The organism is Streptomyces sp. H27-C3 (genome assembly GCF_030063415.1).
Classification (GTDB): Bacteria; Actinomycetota; Actinomycetes; order Streptomycetales; family Streptomycetaceae; genus Streptomyces.
The window spans coordinates 43920-64187 of sequence record NZ_JASITA010000029.1 but is presented as its reverse complement, the minus strand read 5'-3'; the positions used below and the strand labels follow the sequence as shown (position 1 = coordinate 64187).

The 20268-nt window shown below is 70.4% G+C and carries 19 protein-coding genes, 1 pseudogene and 1 riboswitch; of the genes and pseudogenes, 12 read left to right on the top strand and 8 right to left on the bottom strand.

Annotated elements, in window-relative coordinates; translation table 11 throughout:
* Positions 1 to 212: 212 nt before the first annotated feature.
* Both QMK30_RS26055 and QMK30_RS26050 read right to left on the bottom strand, forming a co-directional pair.
* Positions 213 to 1634, bottom strand: coding sequence for an alpha,alpha-trehalose-phosphate synthase (UDP-forming) (locus QMK30_RS26055; protein ID WP_283520754.1), 1422 nt, complete (start codon positions 1632 to 1634; stop codon positions 213 to 215).
* Between the two features lie 64 nt (positions 1635 to 1698).
* A complete protein-coding gene (locus QMK30_RS26050; protein ID WP_283520753.1) occupies positions 1699 to 2643 on the bottom strand; it encodes a glucosyl-3-phosphoglycerate synthase in 945 nt (314 codons plus the stop codon).
* 164 nt (positions 2644 to 2807) lie between these two features.
* A riboswitch (SAM riboswitch) is annotated at positions 2808 to 2935 on the top strand.
* A 17-nt stretch (positions 2936 to 2952) separates the two neighbouring features.
* Between QMK30_RS26050 and thrC the strand changes: the two genes are divergently transcribed.
* From thrC to groL, 4 genes are all read left to right on the top strand, one after another.
* Positions 2953 to 4266, top strand: a complete 1314-nt coding sequence (thrC, locus tag QMK30_RS26045) for a threonine synthase (protein ID WP_283520752.1) — start codon at positions 2953 to 2955, stop codon at positions 4264 to 4266.
* Positions 4263 to 4538, top strand: a complete 276-nt coding sequence (locus QMK30_RS26040) for a MoaD/ThiS family protein (protein WP_283520751.1) — start codon at positions 4263 to 4265, stop codon at positions 4536 to 4538. Before thrC ends, QMK30_RS26040 begins: the two co-directional genes overlap by 4 nt.
* A gap of 453 nt (positions 4539 to 4991) precedes the next feature.
* Positions 4992 to 5195, top strand: a complete 204-nt coding sequence (locus tag QMK30_RS26035) for a cold-shock protein (protein ID WP_005315736.1) — start codon at positions 4992 to 4994, stop codon at positions 5193 to 5195.
* A gap of 352 nt (positions 5196 to 5547) precedes the next feature.
* A complete protein-coding gene (gene groL / locus QMK30_RS26030; RefSeq protein WP_283520750.1) occupies positions 5548 to 7170 on the top strand; it encodes a chaperonin GroEL in 1623 nt (540 codons plus the stop codon).
* A gap of 128 nt (positions 7171 to 7298) precedes the next feature.
* Here the strand turns inward: groL and QMK30_RS26025 are convergent, their stop codons facing one another.
* Positions 7299 to 7646, bottom strand: a complete 348-nt coding sequence (locus tag QMK30_RS26025) for a helix-turn-helix domain-containing protein (protein ID WP_283520749.1) — start codon at positions 7644 to 7646, stop codon at positions 7299 to 7301.
* A gap of 13 nt (positions 7647 to 7659) precedes the next feature.
* Here QMK30_RS26025 and QMK30_RS26020 point away from each other — a divergent pair.
* Positions 7660 to 7879, top strand: a pseudogene (locus QMK30_RS26020) (alpha/beta hydrolase); the annotation flags it as partial.
* A gap of 75 nt (positions 7880 to 7954) precedes the next feature.
* On the opposite strand, the gene QMK30_RS26015 reads toward QMK30_RS26020, so the two are convergent.
* The 3 genes from QMK30_RS26015 to QMK30_RS26005 are packed head-to-tail and all read right to left on the bottom strand — an operon-like array spanning position 7955 to position 11466.
* Positions 7955 to 9487 carry a PTS transporter subunit EIIC gene (locus QMK30_RS26015; RefSeq protein ID WP_283520748.1) on the bottom strand — a complete coding sequence of 511 codons (1533 nt, stop codon included), beginning with the start codon at positions 9485 to 9487 and terminating at the stop codon, positions 7955 to 7957.
* A 37-nt stretch (positions 9488 to 9524) separates the two neighbouring features.
* On the bottom strand, positions 9525 to 10496 hold the full coding sequence (gene murQ, locus QMK30_RS26010; protein WP_283520747.1) for an N-acetylmuramic acid 6-phosphate etherase: 972 nt from the start codon (positions 10494 to 10496) through the stop codon (positions 9525 to 9527).
* 37 nt (positions 10497 to 10533) lie between these two features.
* Positions 10534 to 11466, bottom strand: a complete 933-nt coding sequence (locus tag QMK30_RS26005; RefSeq protein ID WP_283520746.1) for a MurR/RpiR family transcriptional regulator — start codon at positions 11464 to 11466, stop codon at positions 10534 to 10536.
* Between the two features lie 110 nt (positions 11467 to 11576).
* Between QMK30_RS26005 and QMK30_RS26000 the strand changes: the two genes are divergently transcribed.
* Positions 11577 to 11936: a DUF8819 family protein gene (locus QMK30_RS26000; protein WP_283520745.1), complete on the top strand. Its 360-nt coding sequence runs from the start codon at positions 11577 to 11579 to the stop codon at positions 11934 to 11936.
* Entirely contained in the window at positions 11933 to 12199 is a 267-nt protein-coding gene (locus QMK30_RS25995; RefSeq protein WP_283520744.1) for a DUF4031 domain-containing protein, read from the top strand. Before QMK30_RS26000 ends, QMK30_RS25995 begins: the two co-directional genes overlap by 4 nt.
* Before the next feature lie 314 nt (positions 12200 to 12513).
* Here the strand turns inward: QMK30_RS25995 and QMK30_RS25990 are convergent, their stop codons facing one another.
* Both QMK30_RS25990 and QMK30_RS25985 read right to left on the bottom strand, forming a co-directional pair.
* Positions 12514 to 13746 (bottom strand): Cmx/CmrA family chloramphenicol efflux MFS transporter, encoded by a 1233-nt coding sequence (locus QMK30_RS25990; protein ID WP_283520783.1) that lies wholly within the window; start codon positions 13744 to 13746, stop codon positions 12514 to 12516.
* Between the two features lie 272 nt (positions 13747 to 14018).
* Positions 14019 to 14675: an HD domain-containing protein gene (locus QMK30_RS25985; RefSeq protein ID WP_283520743.1), complete on the bottom strand. Its 657-nt coding sequence runs from the start codon at positions 14673 to 14675 to the stop codon at positions 14019 to 14021.
* Between the two features lie 215 nt (positions 14676 to 14890).
* On the opposite strand from QMK30_RS25985, the gene QMK30_RS25980 reads away from it, so the two are divergent.
* The 5 genes from QMK30_RS25980 to QMK30_RS25960 all read left to right on the top strand — a co-directional run bounded on the left by QMK30_RS25980 (position 14891) and on the right by QMK30_RS25960 (position 20206).
* On the top strand, positions 14891 to 16273 hold the full coding sequence (locus tag QMK30_RS25980; RefSeq protein ID WP_502963233.1) for an MFS transporter: 1383 nt from the start codon (positions 14891 to 14893) through the stop codon (positions 16271 to 16273).
* A gap of 134 nt (positions 16274 to 16407) precedes the next feature.
* Positions 16408 to 17604 carry a trans-sulfuration enzyme family protein gene (locus tag QMK30_RS25975; RefSeq protein ID WP_502963230.1) on the top strand — a complete coding sequence of 399 codons (1197 nt, stop codon included), beginning with the start codon at positions 16408 to 16410 and terminating at the stop codon, positions 17602 to 17604.
* A 123-nt stretch (positions 17605 to 17727) separates the two neighbouring features.
* Complete coding sequence (locus QMK30_RS25970) at positions 17728 to 18237, top strand: MaoC family dehydratase (protein WP_283520741.1); 510 nt, start codon at positions 17728 to 17730, stop codon at positions 18235 to 18237.
* 86 nt (positions 18238 to 18323) lie between these two features.
* On the top strand, positions 18324 to 19163 hold the full coding sequence (locus QMK30_RS25965; protein WP_283520740.1) for a class I SAM-dependent methyltransferase: 840 nt from the start codon (positions 18324 to 18326) through the stop codon (positions 19161 to 19163).
* Positions 19160 to 20206 (top strand): class I SAM-dependent methyltransferase, encoded by a 1047-nt coding sequence (locus QMK30_RS25960; RefSeq protein ID WP_283520739.1) that lies wholly within the window; start codon positions 19160 to 19162, stop codon positions 20204 to 20206. The genes QMK30_RS25965 and QMK30_RS25960 overlap by 4 nt, the downstream gene beginning before the upstream one ends.
* The last annotated feature ends 62 nt before the right edge of the window (positions 20207 to 20268 follow it).

The following is a 20268-nucleotide window of genomic DNA, read 5'->3' as shown; positions in this document are numbered from 1 at the left end:
CAATGGAGCGTGGATCGGCGAGCGGCGTCCTGCGGCTTCGCGTCCTAGGCGGAGGAGGGAGGCGACGCGGATCGTCGTCGACCGACGACAACGCCGGAGGCGGAGTCGCAGGACGCCGGGAGCCCGCGCTATCGCCCCCGAGGTCGTAAGGAGCCCGGGTGCGGGTTGGCCGCGCAGCGGCTCGCCCGCACCGCACTCCCGCCGGCCCCGCCTCACACACCTTCCCGCAGCGCCTCCAGCTGTTCCAGGAACCACTGCTGCGGCGGGAGCGCCGTCGCCGCCTCGGCCAGCCGCTTCGTTCGTTCCGCCCGCTCTTCCGCCCCCATGGACAGCCCCGCGTGCAACGCGTCCGCCGTTGCCAGCACGTCGTACGGGTTGACCACGAGCGCGTCCTCGCCCAGCTCCTCGAACGCCCCCGCCTCCCGCGAGAGGACCAGCGCGCAGCCCTCGTCCGAGACGACCGGGACCTCCTTCGCGACCAGGTTCATGCCGTCGCGGATCGGGTTGACCAGGGCCACGTCCGCCAGCCGGTACGCCGCCAGGGAGCGGGCGAAGTCGTCCTTGACGTGGAGGATCACTGGCGTCCAACTCTCCGTACCAAACTCGGAGTTGACCGCGTCTGCCGTCCGCTGGACCTCCGCGGTGTACTCGCGGTAGATCGCCAGGTCCTGCCGCGACGGATACGCGAGGGCGACATGCACCACTCTCTCGCGCCACTCGGGCCGGTCCCGCAGCAACTGCCGGTACGCCAGCAGCCCGCGCACGATGTTCTTCGACAGCTCCGTGCGGTCCACCCGCACCACCGCCTTGCGCCCCGCACCGATCTGCTCGCGCAGCGCCGCCATCCGCTCCGCCACGTCCGGCCGGTGCGAGCGCTCCCGCAGGAAGTCCGCGTCGGCCCCCAGGCCGTGCACCCCCAGCTCGGTCGAGGTGAGCGCGTCGGCGCCCAGCAGCTCCGTACAGCAGGCCGCGAACGCGTCCGCCCAGCGCCGGGTCAGGAACGCCGCCCGGTCCGCGCCGAGGATGCCGCGCAGCAGCTGCGCGGCGATGTCGTCGGGCAGCATCCGGAAGTAGTCGACCGGCGCCCACGGCGTGTGCGAGAAGTGGCCGATCCGCAGATCGGGCCGCAGCTCGCGCAGCAGACCGGGGACCAGTGCCAGGTGATAGTCCTGGACCAGCACGGCCGCACCCTCGGCCGCCGACTCGGCCAGCGCCTCCGCGAACGCCGCGTTGTATTTCTCGTACGACGCCCATCGCGCCCGGAACTCCGCACCGAAGACCGGCTCCAGCGGCGTCTGGTACAGCAGATGGTGGACGAACCACAGCGTCGAGTTGGCGATCTCGTTGTACGCGTCGGCGTACACATCCGGGTCGATGCCGAGCATCCGCACCCGCTGCCCGCCGGTCTCCGCCGGGTCGAGCATGCCGCCGGTGCGCCGCACCGCCTCGCGGTCGCCTTCGCCGAGCGCCGCGCACACCCACACGGCGTCCGTGCCGGGGCCGATCGCCGACAGGCCGGAGACCAGACCACCCCCGCCCCGGCTGGCCGTGAGCGAGCCGTCCTCGCCGAGCGCGTACGAAACGGGGCCGCGGTTGGACGCGACGAGAACCTGAGCACCGGGCTGGGAAACCATGTCGCGAACCTAGCCCGTCCTGGATACGCTCAAACGTACGGGCGGTCCCCGGCGCACTGTGCGATCAGGCCGCGCGCCGCTCCTGGTACTCCTCGATCTCCCGCATCGGCGGCCGTTCCTCGGTGTCCACGGCCGTGGTGCGCGCTACGAATCCCTCCGCGCCGCGCTCGAACTGGGTGAGCGCGGGCCGCACCAGGTGCCCCCGGGAAAGCCGCAGCTGGGCCGTCCGGTAGATCGCCGCGGCCATCCGCCCCAGCGCCTGCCCGTCCTGGTGGCGGTGCTTGCGTACCCCCACGTCGACCTGGGCCAGCGCGTCCAGACCCACCGTGTGCAGCGAGTCGACGAGCAGGCCCAGCTCCACTCCGTAACCGACGGGGAACGGCAGCCGCTCCAGGAGCGAGCGCCGCGCCGCGTACTCGCCGCCCAGCGGCTGGACGAACCCGGCCAGCTGCGGCCAGTGCAGATTGAGCAGCGGCCTGGCCACCAGCTCCGTGACCCGCCCGCCCTGGCCTGCGGCCTCGCCGAGCGGGCGGTCGTACATCGCCTTCACGAACTGCACATCGGGATCGATGAGCAGCGGTCCGACGATGCCCGAGACGAATGATGCGGAGAAGTCCCTGAGGTCCGCGTCGATGAAGCAGACGATGTCACCACTGGTCACCAGCAGTGACCGCCACAGCACCTCGCCCTTGCCCGGGACCGCGGGCACGCGCGGCAGTATCTCGTCGCGGTGCACCACCCGCGCGCCCGCCGCCGCGGCCACCTTCGCCGTGGCGTCCGAGGAGCCGGAGTCGATCACCACCAGCTCGTCGACGAGCGGCACGGCCTCCATCAGCTCACGGCGGATCGTGGCGACGATCGCGCCGACCGTGGCCTCCTCGTCGAGGGCCGGCAGGACGACACTGATGGTGGCGCCGCGCCGCGTCTTGGCCGCCATCAGCTGGTCGAGCGGGCGGTCCGCCGCAGACCAGGACCGCCGGGACAGCCAGCGCTCCACCTCTTCCAGCACGTGCGTTCTCCCTGCTGTGTGACTGCCGTGTGATCCATCTCGCGGTGCGGACGACTACCTCAACCCTCCGGGGGTTCGGTTACAGTCTTGAACAACGCGGATGACCGTCGCATGTCGGGGGCCATCACGCGGACAAATGCCCGGACCCCGGTCCGGTGCCATAGCGCTCATCCAGAGGGACTGAGGGAACGGCCCGTTGAAGTCCCGGCAACCACCCAGCCGACCGAGAGGTCACGGCGGGGAAGGTGCCAATTCCGTCTCGTGGCGAAATTCGTCGCGGGGAAGATGAGGAGAAAGGGCCTCGCCATTATGGCTTCGCAGACCGTCGCCGCTGAAGCAAGCACCATCGCTGAAGCGCACACCGTAAAAGCCGCGGTAGACCTCGGACCCGCCACGGCGCTTTCCTGCCGTGAGTGCGGAGAGCGTTTTGAACTCGGCCCGATCTTCGCCTGTTCTTCCTGTTTCGGTCCCCTTGAGATCGCATACGACCTCCCGCTCGGTGACGCGGAATCCCTGCGCAAGCAGATCGAGGCCGGCCCGGAGAACATCTGGCGTTACGCCCCCCTGCTGCCCGTCCCCGCCGACGTGGCGTCGAAGCCCAGCCTGAACCCCGGCTTCACCAAGCTCGTCAAGGCCGACAACCTCGCCCGCGAGCTGGGCGTCACCGGCGGTCTGTACGTCAAGGACGACTCGGGCAACCCGACGCACTCCTTCAAGGACCGGGTCGTCGCCATCGCCGTCGAGGCCGCCCGTGCCTTCGGTTTCACCACCCTCTCCTGCTCCTCCACCGGCAACCTGGCGGGCGCGGTCGGCGCCGCGGCCGCCAAGGCCGGCTTCCGGTCCTGCGTGTTCATCCCGCACGACCTGGAGCAGGGCAAGGTCATCATGGCCTCGGTGTACGGCGGCGACCTGGTCGGCATCGAGGGCAACTACGACGACGTGAACCGGTTCTGCTCCGAGCTCATCGGCGACCCGCTGGGCGAGGGCTGGGGCTTCGTCAACGTCAACCTGCGCCCGTACTACGGCGAGGGCTCCAAGACCCTGGCGTACGAGATCTGCGAGCAGCTCGGCTGGCAGCTGCCCGACCAGATCGTCATCCCGATCGCCTCGGGATCGCAGCTCACGAAGATCGACAAGGGGCTCAAGGAGCTCATCGCGCTCGGTCTGGTCGAGGACAAGCCGTACAAGATCTTCGGCGCCCAGGCCGAGGGCTGCTCGCCGGTGTCGACGGCCTTCAAGGCCGGGCACGACGTCGTACGGCCGCAGAAGCCGAACACCATCGCCAAGTCGCTGGCCATCGGCAACCCGGCGGACGGGCCCTACGTCCTGGACATCGCCCGCCGCACCGGCGGCGCGGTCGAGGACGTCAATGACGAGCAGGTGGTGGACGCCATCAAGCTGCTCGCCCGCACCGAGGGCATCTTCGCGGAGACCGCGGGCGGTGTGACCGTCGGCGTGACGAAGAAGCTGATCGACGCCGGTCTGCTCGACCCGGCCCTCACCACGGTCGTGCTCAACACGGGCGACGGCCTGAAGACCCTTGAAGCGGTGGCCCCGACCACGGGCCAGTCCGCCGTCATCCGTCCCAACCTGGACTCTTTCCGAGAGGCTGGCCTCGTATGAGCGTCAAAGTTCGCATCCCGACCATTCTTCGTCCGTACACCGGCGGCCAGGCCGAGGTCGCAGCCGAGGGCGCGACCCTCTCCGAGGTCATCGCCGACCTGGAGAAGAACCACACGGGCATCGCCGCCCGTGTGCTGGATGACCAGGGCAAGCTACGCCGCTTCGTGAACGTCTACGTGAACGACGACGACGTGCGCTTCGAGAGCGGTCTGGAGACCGCCACGCCGGACGGCGTCGGCGTCTCGATCATCCCTGCGGTCGCAGGCGGCTGATCCACGGTCGGCCCGCGGGTCGGCCGGCCCACCCAGAGTTAACGCGATTGCCCTCTCCGCGACAGAAGCGGAGGGGGCAATTCCCTATGGTTGAGCGCGGTACAGTTGGGGAAGCCCCCTCCGCTGTTTATGCCCGGCGCATATGAGAATGCGATCCCGCGCGACAAGAAACAGCCAAAGTGTTCGAGCGAATTGCCACCGAAGCGCGCTTTGTCCGGCCCGACTTGCCCTGGAATCCAGTGAATTCCCCGCAATCGGGTGTTCGGTCATGCCTGAGATTCTCGTCTGATTGACCTGTTGCAGAGGGCAGTTGGGCGGATACATTCAGCCGCGGTCGACGCGTTCCGGCGCACACCCTCTCCTGCTTCTTTCGAGGGCTGGCTGGGGGTGAGGTCTGACCCGGGTTCCGCGAAGTGCGGGCCTGTGCAAGGGCCAGTAATAGGGGAGTTAGGCATGGCTCAGGGCACCGTCAAGTGGTTCAACGCGGAGAAGGGGTACGGCTTCATCGCGGTCGACGGTGGTGCGGATGTTTTCGTCCACTACAGCGCGATCCAGATGGACGGTTACCGCACCCTTGAAGAAGGTCAGCGAGTTGAGTTCGAGATCTCGCAGGGCCAGAAGGGTCCGCAGGCGGACATGGTCAAGCTCGCCGTCTGATCTCGGCGCGATCGGCCACCGACACAACTCACGCACGAAGGGCCTGTACCCCATACGGGGTACAGGCCCTTCGTGCGTCCGGCGTTCGGCCGGTATGTCGGGGACGGCCTTGCGCCCCCACCCGTCGCCCGACCGCCACCCCTCACCGTCGTCCCTTCGGGACGGCCTTGCACTCAAGGGGGTCGAGTGCTAATCATTGGCGTTAGCACTCTCCTAGTGAGAGTGACAGAAGGACTGGGTCGGCGAGGCCCGCAGGCCTTGTGGGGCAAGGAACCACGAGGCAGGCAGGCCGTCCGTCGCGGGCGCCATTCAGTCCATCGCTCTCCACCCCAGTCCGGGAGGACCACTTCACATGGCTAAGATCATCGCGTTCGACGAGGAGGCACGGCGCGGTCTCGAGCGCGGGATGAACCAGCTCGCCGACGCCGTCAAGGTAACCCTCGGCCCCAAGGGCCGTAACGTCGTCCTCGAGAAGAAGTGGGGCGCCCCCACGATCACCAACGATGGTGTTTCCATCGCCAAGGAGATCGAGCTCGAGGACCCGTACGAGAAGATCGGCGCCGAGCTGGTCAAGGAAGTCGCGAAGAAGACCGACGACGTCGCCGGTGACGGCACGACGACCGCGACTGTCCTCGCCCAGGCTCTGGTCCGCGAGGGCCTGCGCAATGTGGCCGCAGGCGCCAACCCCATGGCCCTCAAGCGTGGCATCGAGAAGGCCGTCGAGGCCGTCTCCGCCGCGCTCCTTGAGCAGGCCAAGGACGTGGAGACCAAGGAGCAGATCGCTTCTACGGCCTCCATCTCCGCCGCCGACACCCAGATCGGCGAGCTCATCGCCGAGGCGATGGACAAGGTCGGCAAGGAAGGCGTCATCACCGTCGAGGAGTCGCAGACCTTCGGGCTCGAGCTTGAGCTCACCGAGGGCATGCGCTTCGACAAGGGCTACATCTCGGCGTACTTCGCCACCGACATGGAGCGCATGGAGTCGTCGCTCGACGACCCGTACATCCTGATCGTCAACTCCAAGATCAGCAACGTGAAGGACCTCCTTCCGCTGCTTGAGAAGGTCATGCAGTCGGGCAAGCCCCTGCTGATCATCGCGGAGGACGTCGAGGGCGAGGCACTGTCCACGCTCGTCGTCAACAAGATCCGTGGCACCTTCAAGTCCGTCGCCGTCAAGGCTCCGGGCTTCGGTGACCGCCGTAAGGCCATGCTCGGCGACATCGCCATCCTCACCGGTGGCACCGTCATCTCCGAGGAGGTCGGCCTCAAGCTTGAGAACGCCGGTCTCGACCTGCTCGGCCGCGCCCGCAAGGTCGTCATCACCAAGGACGAGACCACGATCGTCGACGGCTCCGGTGAGAGCGACCAGGTCCAGGGTCGCGTCAACCAGATCCGCGCCGAGATCGAGAACTCCGACTCGGACTACGACCGCGAGAAGCTCCAGGAGCGCCTGGCGAAGCTCGCGGGCGGCGTGGCCGTCATCAAGGCCGGCGCCGCGACCGAGGTCGAGCTCAAGGAGCGCAAGCACCGCATCGAGGACGCCGTTCGCAACGCGAAGGCGGCCGTCGAAGAGGGCATCGTCGCCGGTGGCGGCGTGGCGCTTCTCCAGGCCTCCGCGGTCTTCGACAAGCTTGAGCTCACGGGTGACGAGGCGACCGGCGCGAACGCCGTGAAGCTCGCCCTGGAGGCCCCGCTCAAGCAGATCGCCGTCAACGGTGGTCTTGAGGGTGGCGTCATCGTCGAGAAGGTGCGCAACCTGCCCATCGGTCACGGCCTGAACGCCGCGACGGGTGAGTACGTCGACATGATCGCCGAGGGCATCATCGACCCGGCGAAGGTCACGCGCTCCGCCCTGCAGAACGCCGCGTCCATCGCTGCGCTCTTCCTCACCACCGAAGCGGTCATCGCCGACAAGCCGGAGAAGTCTTCCGCGCCTGCCGGTGGCGGCATGCCCGGCGGTGACATGGACTTCTGAGCCACGGCTCAGCGGTACATGGCTGTACGGAACCGAGGGCGGCACCTTCCACGCGGAGGTGCCGCCCTCGGGCGTTTCGGGGGTACGGGTGAGCGGTGGCTCGGGCGTGTGCGGCTCTACGTGATGAGTCAGGCCGGGGAGTGGGCGACGAACACGACTTCCTCGCGGTCGTCGTCCAGGGCGATGTTCAGGGACGCGTCCAATGCCCCGGTAAGGCGCCGGAGCAGGCGCCGCAGCAGGAGCAGGGTCGGTACGGCGTCGGCGCCCTCGATGCGGGAGATCTTCGCCTGGGTGAGCCCGGCGCGTTCGGCCACTTCGGTCTGCGACAGACCGAGCTCTTCGCGGCGGTCGTAGACGGCCTTGGCGACGGCCATGGCCAGCCGGATCTCCGCACGTTCGGCGGCGGCCTCCGGGGACTCGGCGTACCCCTTGGCGAGCTTCTTCTCGCGGGCCAGTTTCCAGCGAGTGTGATTCATCGCGTGTCCCCTCATCCTGCTGGTCCAGAACGAGCGCGACCCGTCCACCCCGCTCGCCGGCGCACGCAAGCTGCGCGCGGCGCTGGGCGACCGGGCCGGCATGGTCACTGTTGACGCGGTCGGCCACGGCTCGTACGTCGCCAACGGCAAACGCGTGCGGGGATCGGGTGGTGACGGACTTCCTCGTCGCGGGCGCCCGCCCGGCGCGCGACCAGTCCTGCGCCGGGTCGTAGGCCGACCGTGGGCCCAGCAGCGTGATGTCCACCAGGGGCCGCTCCGAGCAGCCAGGACGGATGGGCGCGGTGGCGTCAGACCCTGGCCGGTTCGGGCTCCGGCTCGGACGTCGGTGGGGGTGTGGACGACGCCACCGGGGGTGTCGGCTCCGCCATCGGGGTCACGTTGAACTCCTCCAGCATCGGCTTGGTGAAGCCGAAGAAGTACGTCGCGAGGAAGCCCGCCAGATAGCCGACGAGCAGGCCGCCCGCGTAGATCGCGATCGTCGCGCCCAGGCCCTTGTTGCCGTCCATCAGCGGGAACAGGGCCCAGCCGGACGGGCCGATGGCCGTCGAGCCGACCTGGTCGCCGAGCTGGTTGAACAGGCCCACGAACCCGCCGCCGAACGCGCCGCCCACACACGCCGTGACGAACGGGCGGCCCAGGGGGAGCGAGACGCCGTAGATCAGCGGTTCGCCCACGCCGAGGAAGCCCGCCGGGAGCGCGGACCTGATGGTGCGGCGGATCGAGGTGTTGCGGGGGAGGCGGAGGTAGACCGCTGCCGCCGCGCCGACCTGGCCCGCGCCCGCCATCGCGAGGATCGGCAGCAGGACCGTGAAGCCCTGCTGCTCGATGAGGGTCGCGTGGATGGGGATGAGGGCCTGGTGCAGGCCCAGCATGACCAGCGGCAGGAACAGGCCGCCCAGGACGAAGCCCGCGCCCGCGCCGCCGTTGGCCAGCAGCCAGTTGGCGAAGTCGCCGATCGCCGTGGAGATCTCACCGGCCAGGAACATCAGGCCGAAGATCGTCACCAGGCCGGAGACCAGGACCGTCAGGGTGGGGGTGACCAGGACGTCCAGGGACTCCGGGACCCAGCGGCGGCACCACTTCTCGACGTACACCGCGAGGACCGCCGCGCCCAGCGCGCCCAGCACACCGCCCTGGCCGGGCGACAGCTTCTGGCCGAACGCCTCGATGTTCGCGACGCCCGGGAAGACGATGATCGCGGCCACCGCGCCGCCCAGGATCGGCGTACCGCCGAACTCCCTCGCCGTGTTGAAGCCGACGAAGACGGCGATCAGCGCCATGAAGCCGGACGCGATCGAGGCGAGCGCGGGGGTGACGGCCGGCAGCCAACCCAGGTTGATCATCAGGCCGTTGAGGCCCGCGATGATGCCGCAGCCGATGAGGGCCGGGATCAGCGGCACGAAGATGTTCGCGACGCGGCGCAGGAACAGCTTGAACGGTGTGGAGTTCCTGGCCTTGCGCTCGGCTCTCATGTCCGCGCCCTGCGCCGCCAGGTCCTCCGCTGTGACGACGGGAGCGACGGTGACGGCGGACGCGGCGGGCGCGGCGCATGCGGCTTCCCTGTCCCCCGCGACCAGTTGCTCGAACTCCGGGGTGACGCGGGCGACCGTGCCGGGGCCGAGCACGATCTGGTACGTGTCGTCCTCGACCACCCCCAGCACGGCCGGCAGCGCCCTCAGCTGTTCGTCCTGGACGAGCGAGCGGTCGCGCAGGCCCAGCCGGAGCCGGGTCATGCAGTGGACGATCGACGTGATGTTCCCGGCGCCTCCGACCAGCGGAAGGATCGCGGCGGCGGTGGCGCGGTTCTTGTTCTCGGTCATGGTGCGTGGTGCCTTGCTGTGCGGGGGGAGGGGCGGGTCAGGTGGTGCGCGGGGTGGCCGCTGCCGCGAGCGCCGCGCGCAGATGGCCCGCGGAATTCGTCAGCAGGGTGGCCGCCGTGGGGGCGTCCACCGCGCCGAGGATGACGAGGATGGCGCTCTTGACCTCGCCGTCGGTCGCGGCCAGCGCCGCCTCGATCTCGGCGTCCTTCGCCCCCGTCGCCAGCGCCACGATGCGGCGCGAGCGGGCCCGCAGCTTCTCGTTGGACGCGCGTACGTCGACCATCAGGTTTCCGTAGGTCTTGCCGAGCCGGATCATCGTGATGGTGGAGATCATGTTGAGGACGAGCTTCTGCGCGGTCCCCGCCTTCAACCGCGTTGACCCGGTGAGGAGTTCGGGTCCGACGACCACTTCGAGACCGTGCTCGGCGGCGGCCGCCAGGGCGCTGTCGGCGTTGCAGGACAGGCCGATGGTGAGCGCGCCGCGTGTACGGGCGTGCTCGACCGCGCCGATCGCGTACGGGGTGCGGCCGGATGCGGAGATGCCGATGACCGTGTCGTTCTCGGTGAGGCCGAGCCCGTCCAGGTCCTCGGCCGCGAGTGCCTTGGAGTCCTCCGCGCCCTCGACCGCCTTGACCATCGCGGAAGGGCCGCCCGCGATCAGGCCGACGACCTCGGACGGGTCGGTGTTGAAGGTGGGCGGGCACTCGCTGGCGTCCAGCACGCCCAGTCGCCCCGCCGTGCCCGCGCCCGCGTAGATCAGTCGGCCGCCACGGGCCATCCGCACGGCGGTGGCGTCGATCGCGGCGGCGATCTGCGGGAGCCGGGCGGCGACGGCGTCGGGGACGGTGCGGTCCTCGTCGTTCATGATGCGGGCGATCTCGGCCGTCGGGAGCCGGTCGATCTCGGCGAGCTCGGGGCGGAACGCCTCGGTGGTGAGCGTGGCGAGCTCGGCGCGCAGATCGCCGTACGGCGTGGAGTTTGCGTCGGTGGGGGTGCCGGTGCTGGTCATGGGGGGTGCGGCTCTTTCTCGTATCGCCCCGACGGGACTAGCGGCTGCTGCGGGGGCTGTGGCGGTGGGCGAGCGCCTCGTAGGAGGCGGCGAGCGCGGGGGCGGCCGTCTCGTACGTGCGCTGCGCGACGCCTATGAACAGGCAGTCCACGACGAGGAGTTGGCTCGTTCGGCTGGACATCGCGGCGGGCCGCAGCTCACTCTCGCGGGCGGTGGAGGTGGTCAGGATGTGATCCGCGTACTGCGACACGGGCCCGTCGGGGCGGCCCGTGATCGCGACGGTCGTCGCCCCGTGGTCGAAGGCGACGCGCAGCGGTTCGATGACGTCCCCGGTGGAGCCGGAGTGCGTGATCGCGATGGCCACGTCGCCCGAACGCAGCTGCACGGCGTTGGTGACGGCGAGGTGCGGGTCGCTGTGCGCGTGCGCGATCAGGCCGATGCGCAGCAGCTTCTGGGCGAGGTCCATGCCGACGAGGGAGGAGGCGCCCACGCCGTAGATGTCGACGCGCCGCGCCCCGGCGAGGGCGGTGACCGCGGCGCCGAGCTGGACGGTGTCCAGGCCCGCGGCTGTGTCGGCGAGGGTCTGCTGCTCGTCGTACGCCAGCTTGGTCACCACGTCCGCGATCGGGTCGTCGACCGCGATGTCGGCGGTCACCGCAGGGGCCCGGCCCGACTGCTGCTGGGCGGCGAGACCGGCGAGCGCCAGGCGCAGGTCGCGGTAGCCGGGGTAGCCCAGGAGGCGCGCGGTGCGGACCACGGTGGCTTCGCTGGTGCCGGTGAGCTCACCGAGCCCGGTGACCGTGAGCGCCGCGCAGCCGGCCGGGTCGGCGGCCACGGCTTCGGCGACGCGCTGCATGGAGCGGGTCATGGACGGCGCGAGGGTCCGTACCTTCGCGGCGAGGGCGGCCGGGGCGGGCGGAGCAGGCGGCGCCGAACCGCTCGTGAAAATTTCCTTCACTTTATTGGTCACTCCTGAAAGATATTTTCGCGACGGTGGGTCGTCAACCCCCCATTGGTCCAGTTTTTGACGCTGATCGTCGGCGGATTCCGGCCGTCCGCGCCGCGCGCGACAATGGGGGCATGGACCACGCACCCTCCTCTCTCGAACAGGCACTGCACGCCGCCCGCGCCCTGGTCATGGCCGACCTCGCCGCGCGTGACGTGGCCGAGGCCGATGTCGTATCGCTGGTCGAGGACGCGGTGATGCACCGCCGTTGGTGGGTGGAGCAGTGGCCCGACGGGGTCGATTTCGTGGCCGGGCTCGTGGCCCAGGACGTACAGGACGCCCTGCTCGAACAGCACGGCCGCTGGCCGCTGTGCCCGGTGTGCGGCGACGAGGACCCGCACGCCCTGGACATCGAGCCGGAGCTGGGCACCGACCCGCACTGGGTCTGCCCGAAGGCCGCGGTGATCGTCGCGCCGGTCGGCGGCCTGCGATGACGGTGTACATCGACCCGCCGACCTGGCCCGGCCACGGCCGGATGTGGTCGCACCTGGTCAGCGACGCGTCGTACGAGGAGCTGCACACGTTCGCGGCCGGTATCGGCTGCCCGCCCAGGGCCTTCGAGCGGGACCACTACGACGTGCCCGAGGTGCGGTACGTCGACGCGTTGGGCGCGGGCGCGGTGGAGATCGGCTCGAAGGAACTCGTCCGCAGACTCACGGCGGCGGGCCTGCGCCGGCCGAAGGGCCGCCCGGCGTGAGCGGGCTTCGGTGGTCTCGATGTGTTACCCGAGGGAACCTGCGGCATCGGGCGCGCGTCTAGCGGGACATGACAGCCGACACGCATGGATCGTCTGGACCGGCTGGATCAGCTGGACCGACTGGATCAGTTGGATCGTCGACCTGGTTGGCCGTGTCACTGGTGGCAGGGGTGCTGATCGGGCTGCTGGCCGCCGGGTGCGAGCCGAACGCACCGGACATGACACCCGAATCGCACAGCACTCGGCTCGATGCGCCTGGGGCGACGCGCCCGGCTTGAGGCCCGGCTTGAGGCACTCGGCTTGACCCGCCCGGGTCAGGTGCGGCGCGCGGCATCCGAATCCGAATCCGTACGGGTGGCCTTCGCGGAATCCGCCGCCGACCCGACAACGACCCGGGACCCGCCCCCGCGCTGTATCCGCAGCGAGACGACCACGGTCACCAGCGCCAGAGCCGCCATCGCCGCGCCCGCCCACGCCGTCGAGGCGAAGCCGAAGTCCGCGTCGATGACCGTGCCGCCGAGCCAGGGGCCGCCCGTGTTGCCCAGGTTGAACGCGGCGGTGGTGGTCGCGCCCGCCAGGGTGGGGGCCGCGCCCGCGACGTTGAACACGCGGGCGTTGAGCGCGGGCCCCGTGTAGAAGGCCGAGACGCCGAGCAGGAAGGCCAAGGCGACGGCGACCCACGCGGTGGAGGCGAAGAGGGCTAGGGCCACCAGGAAGACGGTGGAGGCCGCGATACCGCTGAGCAGAACGCCGAAGAGGTGCGCGTCGGCGACCCGCCCGCCGATGGCCGTACCGATCAGGGCGCCGACACCGAAGAGCCCGAGAACGGTCGGCACCCAGCCCGCGTCCAGCCCCGCCACGTCAGTGAGCAGCGGCGCGAGATAGCTGAACGCGCAGAAGACGCCGCCCGCCGCGAGCGCCGTCATGACGATGGCCAGCCAGACCTGCCGGTCGCGGTAGATCCCCAGCTCCCGCTTGAGCCGGGGCTTCTCGTCGGGCAGCGCAATACGCGGAATCAGCGTGGCCACCCCCACCAGCGCCAGGGCGGAGGCCGCCGCCACCGCCCAGAACGCCGACCGCCACCCGAAGCTGTCGCCGAGGAACGCCCCGAGCGGCACGCCCAGGACGTTCGCGATGCTCAGCCCGCCGAGCATGACGGCCATGGCACGGGCCCGCGAGTTCACCGGCACCATGGCGATGGCGACCGCGGCCCCCACCGCCCAGAACCCGGCGCAGGCGAGGGCGCTCACGACACGGGAGGCGAAGAGGAGCTCGTACGTGGGAGCCAGCGCGCCGGCGACCTGGCCGAGGCCGAAGACCGTGATCAGGGTGATCAGGGTCGTACGCCGGGGAAGCCGCAGGGTGGCCACGGCCAGCAGGGGCGCGCCGATCACCATGCCGATCGCGAAGGCGGAGATCAGCAGTCCGGCCTGCGGGATGGACACACCCATGTCATCGGCGATGGGCGGCAGCAGCCCGGACAGCATGAACTCGCTGGTCCCGAGGGCGAAGACAGCCAGGCCCAATATGTATACGGCCAGCGGCATGCGCGTGCGGGAGTCGGCGGAGTTCGGCATGACAGTTGCCAACGTCTTGGACGGCCATGACATTCCCGTCCCCTCCGTCCTCTCGACCGAGCGACTGAGGGCGCGGGAGGGGACGGAGGGGACGCGGGTGGTCAGACCGCGGGGCCCCCGGGGACCTCGCCGCCGCGCGTCGTGGCGCGCCGGATCGCCGACAACGCACATGTCACAGCCGGGAAGGGGCGGGTAGGGGAGCAGTGCCGCAGGCAACCCGCACCCGCCCACGCATCCCGCACCTACCCCGCCAGCAACTCCAGTTCCGTGGTCAGATTGTGCCGCGCCCGCGTCTCCCACTCCGCCCGCCCGTGCGGCGTATGGAACAGCTCGGGCAGGGCCAGCAGTTGGCGGAGCACCCCCGCGCGGCCCTCCCTGAACGTCTCGTCCGGTACGAAGCCGTACTCCCCGCGCACCGCCGCCGCGTATTGCGCGTACGGCGTCGGACCCGCCGCCAGAATGGCGAGGTCCGCGTCGCACAGGACCTCGCCGTTCGTGTCGCCGGGCTGCGGCGCGTGCGTGGTGGTGAGCCGGACCAGGCGCGCGACCTCCGCCGTGCGCGCCTCGTCGAAGCCCAGCTCCGCCAGCGCCCGCTCCGCGAGAACCGCGCTGCGCTCCTCGTTCTCGGACCGGTCCGGGCGGTAGACCGCGTCGTGGAACCACGCCCCTAGCCGCACCAGATCCGGGTCTTCCGCGTGCCCGGCGAGTACGTCGATGTGGTCGAGGACCGCGATCAGATGGTCGGTGGTGTGATACCGCCGCTGCGGCTCCGCCCAGCGCGCGAGGAGATTCTCCCCATACGGGCGCGGGTCCGGCGCCCCGGCGGCTCCGGAGGGCGTGGCGGCCAGCCAGCGGCGTAGCAGGTCGTTGTGCGCGGGGTGCTGTGTGGTGTCGGCCATGGTGCTCATTCTGCTCGGTCGGCCGGATGGCCGATCCAGGGCTCCCGCACATCCCGCACATCTCTTACATACCCCAGAGGGGTATGTTAATGTCCATCGTCGTAGGTACCCCCTAGGGGTATGTCGGAGAGAGGGGCAGGGTCGTGACAACTGTCAGTACAACCGTCAATCCCAAGCGCTGGTGGGCACTGGCCGTGCTCGCCACCGCGCAGTTCATGGTGATCATGGACACGTCGATCATCGGGGTCGCGCTCCCCGAGATGCAGAAGGACCTGGGCTTCTCCCAGGGCGAGTTGCAGTGGGTGTTCAACGCCTATGTGATCGCGTTCGGCGGTCTGCTGCTGCTCGGCGGCCGGCTGTCCGACCTGATCGGCGCGCGGAAGATCTTCGTCGCCGGCTGGGTGGTCATGATCGGCGGCTCGGTCGTCGCCGCGGCTGCCACCACCGCCTGGGTCGAGGTCGCCGGCCGCGGCATCCAGGGCATCGGCGGCGCGCTGATCACACCGTCCGCGATGACGCTGCTGATGATGCTCTTCGGGCACAACCCGAAGGAACTCGGCAAGGCCATGGCCTTCTACGGCGCCGCCGCCCCCGCGGGCGGCACCGCCGGAGTCTTCCTCGGTGGCGTGTTCACCGAGTGGCTGAGCTGGCCATGGGTCTTCATCATCTACATCCCGATCGGTCTCGTCACCCTCGCCGCCGTCAAGCTGCTGCCCGCCGTCGAGAGCCGTCGCGGCTCCGTCGACGTACTCGGCGCGGTTGCCGTCACCGCCGGTCTCGCGCTCGCCGTGTTCGCCGTCGTCCGGGCACCCGAGGTCGGCTGGGGCTCGACCGGCACCGTCCTGCAACTGGTCGGCGCCGCCGCCCTGCTTGCGCTCTTCCTGCTGATCCAGAAGTCCATCCGCGAGCCGCTGATGCCGCTCGGCGTGTGGCGCGTGCCGCGCCTCGGCTCCGCCAACCTGTCGATGATGCTGCTCGGCGCCGCGTGGATCCCGATGTGGTACTTCCTCAACCTCTACCTCCAGCAGGTGCTGGGGTACGGGGCGTTCGCGTCCGGCGCCGCTCTGCTTCCGATGACCGTGCTCCTGATGATCTTCATGACGATGATCACCGCACGGCTGATGGCCAAGTTCGGTTCCAAGCCGCTGATCGGCGGCGGACTGCTGGTCCTCGCCCTCGGGCTGCTGTGGCTGTCGGCCGTCGAGCCGACGGGCAGCTTCATGATCGACGTACTGCCCGCGTCGCTGGTCGCCGCGCTCGGTATGTCCCTCGCGTACATCCCGGCGATGATGACCGCGATGTCCGGCGCCCCGCAGGAGCAGGCGGGCCTGGCCTCCGGCATCGTCAACACCACCTACCAGGTGGGCTCGGCGCTCGGTCTGGCCGCGCTGACCGCACTCGCCACCTCGCAGGGCGCGGGTGAGCTGGGCGATCTGCCGGCCCTGACCGACGGGTTCAGCTCGGCGTTCATCGGCGCCGCCGGTGTGGCCGCGCTCGGTGGCGTCATCACGCTGCTGGTGATGCGCAGCGACAAGTCGGCCGCCGCCGCGGCGGCCGACCGGCAGGCCGCGCCGCAGGGCGAGCAGATCGGCGTATAGCCGATGGGCTGCCGCGCAGCCGAAGCGGAAGAACGTCAGCCACGGGGCCGCCCGATGTCTCTCCACCGGACATCGGGCGGCCCCGTTCCTGTGTGTGTGCGTGCGTGCGTGCGCGTGCGGAAGGAGCAAGTTCCATGGATTTCCCGACAGAGGTGTCGATGGATGTGCGGACCCGTGCCGTGCATGTGGTCAACGAACCGCTGGGGGAGGGGAGTCGGCCGCTCAGTGTGCCCCTCGTGCAGTCGTCCGCCTTCGCCTTCGACTCGGCCGACGAACTCGCGCGGGCCATGGCCGACCCCGACGGCGAGGCCGTCTACAGCCGCCGGGGCAATCCGACGGTCCGGGCACTGGAGCGGACCCTGGCCGGCCTGGAGGGCGGGGCGGCGGCGATGTCCACCGCGTCGGGGATGGGTGCGATCAGCGGGGTGCTGTTCGCGCTGCTGAAGCCCGGCGACCATGTGCTGGCGCAGCGCTGCCTGTACGGCGGTACGTACTCGGTGCTGGCCGATCTCGCCGGGCGCTTCGGGGTCGAGGTCCAGTACCTGGGCGGCGACGACGTGGGGGAGTTCGAGCGCGCCGTGCGGGGCACGACGCGCCTCCTCCTCCTGGAGACCATCGCCAATCCGACCGGCGAAGTGGCCGATCTGCCGGGCCTGTTGGCGGCGGCACGCCGGTCGGGGGTGGTGGGCGTGGTGGACAACTCCCTCGCCTCGCCCGTGCTGTGCCGGCCGCTCGAACTCGGCGCCGACATCGTCGTGCACTCGACCACGAAGTACCTGGGTGGCCACTCCGACGTGCTCGGCGGTGCGGCCGTCTTCGCGGACCCCGCGCTGCACCGCCGCGTGTGGACGCGGGCCGTCGAACTGGGCGCCACCGCCGATCCGTTCGCGGCCTGGCTGACCCTGCGCGGCATCCAGACCCTGCCGCTGCGGATGGCGCAGCACTGCCTCAACGCGGAGGCCGTCGCCCGCCGGCTGGCCGCGCATCCGGCGGTGGCGGCGGTGCACTGGCCGTGGCTGGAGAGCCATCCCTCGTACGGTCTCGCCCGCAAGGTCCTCTCGGGCGGCGGCGGGATGGTCTCCTTCGAGCTCGCCGGGGGGCGGGCGGCGGGCCGCGCCTTCGTCGAACGAGTGCGTCTCGCCCGGCTCGCTCTCTCGCTGGGCGGCGTGGAGACCCTGGTCACCCACCCCGCGTCCACCTCGCACCGCGAGCTGGACGGGCCCGCGCTGGCCGCCGCCGGGATCGGCGCGGGGATGGTCCGGATGTCCGTCGGTATCGAGTACATCGAAGACCTCTGGGCCGACATATCGCAGGCGTTGGACGGGAGTTGACGTGCTGCGGGATGGGTCGCGGAAACAGGCTGACGGAGTGCTAGATTTGGGTTGACAAAATAAATGGTTGATTCGTACATTGGTGGAGCTAGGGAAAACAACTCCTGAGCCCAAGGGGGCGCGATGCGCTACTTCGAGGACTTCCGTACCGGTGACGTCCATGAACTGGGCACCGTGACCGTGAGCGAGGAAGAGGTGCTCGACTTCGGCCGGCGCTTCGACCCGCAGCCCTTCCACACCGATCCGCGACTGGCCGCGCAGACGCCCTTCGGCGGACTGATCGCCAGTGGCTGGCACACCGCTTCGATGTTCATGCGGCGCTACGTCGACGGAATGCTCGCCTACAGCGCCTGTACGGGCTCGCCGGGCGTCGACGAGATCCGCTATCACCGGCCCGTACGCCCCGGGGACGTGCTCACCGCGAGGGTCGAAATCCTCGGTGGGTCACCCTCGTTCGGCAACCCCGCCACCGGCATCGTGCGGCCCCGCTGCCAGCTGGTCGCCGCGGACGGGACGGTCGTGTTCAGCATGATCCTGCACAGCATCTTCCGGCGGCGTCCCGCCGACTCCTCCGGCGCCTTCCCCGCGTCGATGTCCGCGGCGGAGGACCCGGTCCCGTGCGTGCGGCGCTGACCGCCCGGACACGGCCGTCCGCACCACCCGCAGTACCCGCGGCGAATCGTCCGCACCGAATCATCCGAAGTGAAGGGGGACCTCCCGTGGAGGCCGTATCCCGCACCGCCCAGTGGACCGCCGCCGCGCGGGCCCTGGAGACCGAGCGTGAGGACCGGCTGTTCGCCGACCCGTACGCGCGCACCGTCGCCGACGGCATCGGCTTCGAGCTCCTGGAGCGCTACGCGGGGGCCGGCACCGTGCCGTTCCTCGCGATCCGGACCACCTACCTGGACCGGGCGATCGTGCGCACGGTCGAGGAGCGATCCATCCGCCAGGTCGTGTTCCTCGCCGCCGGCATGGACACCCGCTTCTACCGGCTGCCGTGGCCGGACGGCGTCACCGTGTACGAGCTCGACCGGCCCGCGCTCCTCGACGCCAAGGCCACGATGCTCGCCGGCGAGCCGCAGCCGGCCGGGCGTGAGCGGCGTACCGTGCCCGTCGACCTCACCCAGGACTGGACCGGCCCGCTGAAGGAAGCCGGCTGGCGCTCCGACGAGCCCGTCCTGTGGGTGGTGGAAGGGCTGCTGTTCTTCCTGCCCGAGGACGCCGTACGCACCCTGATCTCGATCCTCTCGGCGCACAGCGCCCCCGGCTCCGTCCTGGTCGGGGACGTCATCAGCAGGTCGGCGCTGACCAACCCGCTGTCCCGGCCGTTCCTCAACTGCCTCAAGGAGGACGGCAATCCGTGGCTGTTCGGGACGGAGAGCCCCGAGGAGCTGCTGACCGAGTGCGGCTGGGACGTGCGCGAGGTGAAGCAGCCGGGCGAGGAGGGCGCGGACTTCGGGCGCTGGCCCTACCAGGTCGCGGCGCGCGAGGTGCCGAGAGTACCGAGGTCGTTCCTGTTCACCTGTGATGTGCCGGCCGCGGAAGGGGACACCCGATGACCGGGACCACCGACTTTCATCAGCGCGTCATCGGCGACGCCGCCGCCGCCGTGCGGGGCCTGACCGTCGCGCTGGGCGAGCGCCTCGGCCTCTACCGGGCGCTCGCCGAGCACGGCCCGCTCACCCCGGCCGACCTGGCCGCACGTACGGGCATCACCGCCCGGTACGCCGAGGAGTGGCTGCACGCCCAGCTCAGCGCCCAGTACGTCGAGCGGCACCCCAGCGCCGGGACGTACACGCTGCCCGCCGCCCACGCGCCCGTCCTCGCCGACCCGGCCGCCGTGACCTACGCGGCAGGGTTCTTCACGGCGCTCAAGGCGCTGTACGCCACCGAGGACCTGCTGGTCGACGCCTACCGGACCGGCGACGGCGTCGGCTGGGCCGAGCACGACGCGGCGCTCGACACCGGCATGGGCAGCTTTTTCGAGCCCACCTACCAGCACAAACTCATCCCCGACTGGCTGCCCGCCCTGCACGGGGTGACCGACAAGCTGAAGGCCGGCGGCACCGTCGCCGACGTCGGCTGCGGTGTCGGACACACCACCCTCCTCATCGCCCGTGCCTTCCCCGAGGCGACCGTGCACGGCTTCGACTACTCCGAGGAAGCCATCGCCATCGCCCGCCAGCTCGCCGAGGAGGCGGGGCTCAGCGACCGGGTGGTCTTCGACACCGCGTCCGCCGACGACTACCCCGGCTCCGGCTACGACCTCGTCACCTTCTTCAACTGCCTGCACGACATGGGCGATCCGGTCGCCGCCGCCCAGCACGTCCACAAGTCGCTGGACGCCGACGGCACCTGGATGCTCGTCGAGTCGAACGTCTCCCCGCAGGACGTGGAGGCCGGCACCCCGGCCGCGCAGATGTTCATGAGCCTGTCGGCCGTGATGTGCCTGCCGGTCGCCGTCGCCCAGCGCGGACCGCACGCCCTCGGCAACCACTCGGGCGAGAAGGCCTTCGGCGCCATCGCCGAGGAGGCCGGCTTCACCCGCTGGCGGCGGGCCACCGAGACGCCGGTCAACGCCGTGTACGAGGTCAGGCCCTGACCGCACGCACGTTCTGACCGTACGCACGCCCGCGCATCACGCGCCGACCGCGCACCCGCTTC

Excerpts from the sequence above, each read along its gene's own strand:
- QMK30_RS26055 (WP_283520754.1), bottom strand. The coding sequence starts at position 1,634 with ATGGTTTCCCAGCCCGGTGCTCAGGTTCTCGTCGCGTCCAACCGCGGC.
- thrC (WP_283520752.1), top strand. The coding sequence starts at position 2,953 with ATGGCTTCGCAGACCGTCGCCGCTGAAGCAAGCACCATCGCTGAAGCG.
- QMK30_RS26040 (WP_283520751.1), top strand. The coding sequence starts at position 4,263 with ATGAGCGTCAAAGTTCGCATCCCGACCATTCTTCGTCCGTACACCGGC.
- QMK30_RS26035 (WP_005315736.1), top strand. The coding sequence starts at position 4,992 with ATGGCTCAGGGCACCGTCAAGTGGTTCAACGCGGAGAAGGGGTACGGC.
- groL (WP_283520750.1), top strand. The coding sequence starts at position 5,548 with ATGGCTAAGATCATCGCGTTCGACGAGGAGGCACGGCGCGGTCTCGAG.
- QMK30_RS26025 (WP_283520749.1), bottom strand. The coding sequence starts at position 7,646 with ATGAATCACACTCGCTGGAAACTGGCCCGCGAGAAGAAGCTCGCCAAG.
- QMK30_RS26015 (WP_283520748.1), bottom strand. The coding sequence starts at position 9,487 with ATGACCGAGAACAAGAACCGCGCCACCGCCGCCGCGATCCTTCCGCTG.
- murQ (WP_283520747.1), bottom strand. The coding sequence starts at position 10,496 with ATGACCAGCACCGGCACCCCCACCGACGCAAACTCCACGCCGTACGGC.
- QMK30_RS26000 (WP_283520745.1), top strand. The coding sequence starts at position 11,577 with ATGGACCACGCACCCTCCTCTCTCGAACAGGCACTGCACGCCGCCCGC.
- QMK30_RS25995 (WP_283520744.1), top strand. The coding sequence starts at position 11,933 with ATGACGGTGTACATCGACCCGCCGACCTGGCCCGGCCACGGCCGGATG.
- QMK30_RS25990 (WP_283520783.1), bottom strand. The coding sequence starts at position 13,746 with ATGCCGCTGGCCGTATACATATTGGGCCTGGCTGTCTTCGCCCTCGGG.
- QMK30_RS25985 (WP_283520743.1), bottom strand. The coding sequence starts at position 14,675 with ATGGCCGACACCACACAGCACCCCGCGCACAACGACCTGCTACGCCGC.
- QMK30_RS25980 (WP_502963233.1), top strand. The coding sequence starts at position 14,891 with ATGGTGATCATGGACACGTCGATCATCGGGGTCGCGCTCCCCGAGATG.
- QMK30_RS25975 (WP_502963230.1), top strand. The coding sequence starts at position 16,408 with ATGGATTTCCCGACAGAGGTGTCGATGGATGTGCGGACCCGTGCCGTG.
- QMK30_RS25970 (WP_283520741.1), top strand. The coding sequence starts at position 17,728 with ATGCGCTACTTCGAGGACTTCCGTACCGGTGACGTCCATGAACTGGGC.
- QMK30_RS25960 (WP_283520739.1), top strand. The coding sequence starts at position 19,160 with ATGACCGGGACCACCGACTTTCATCAGCGCGTCATCGGCGACGCCGCC.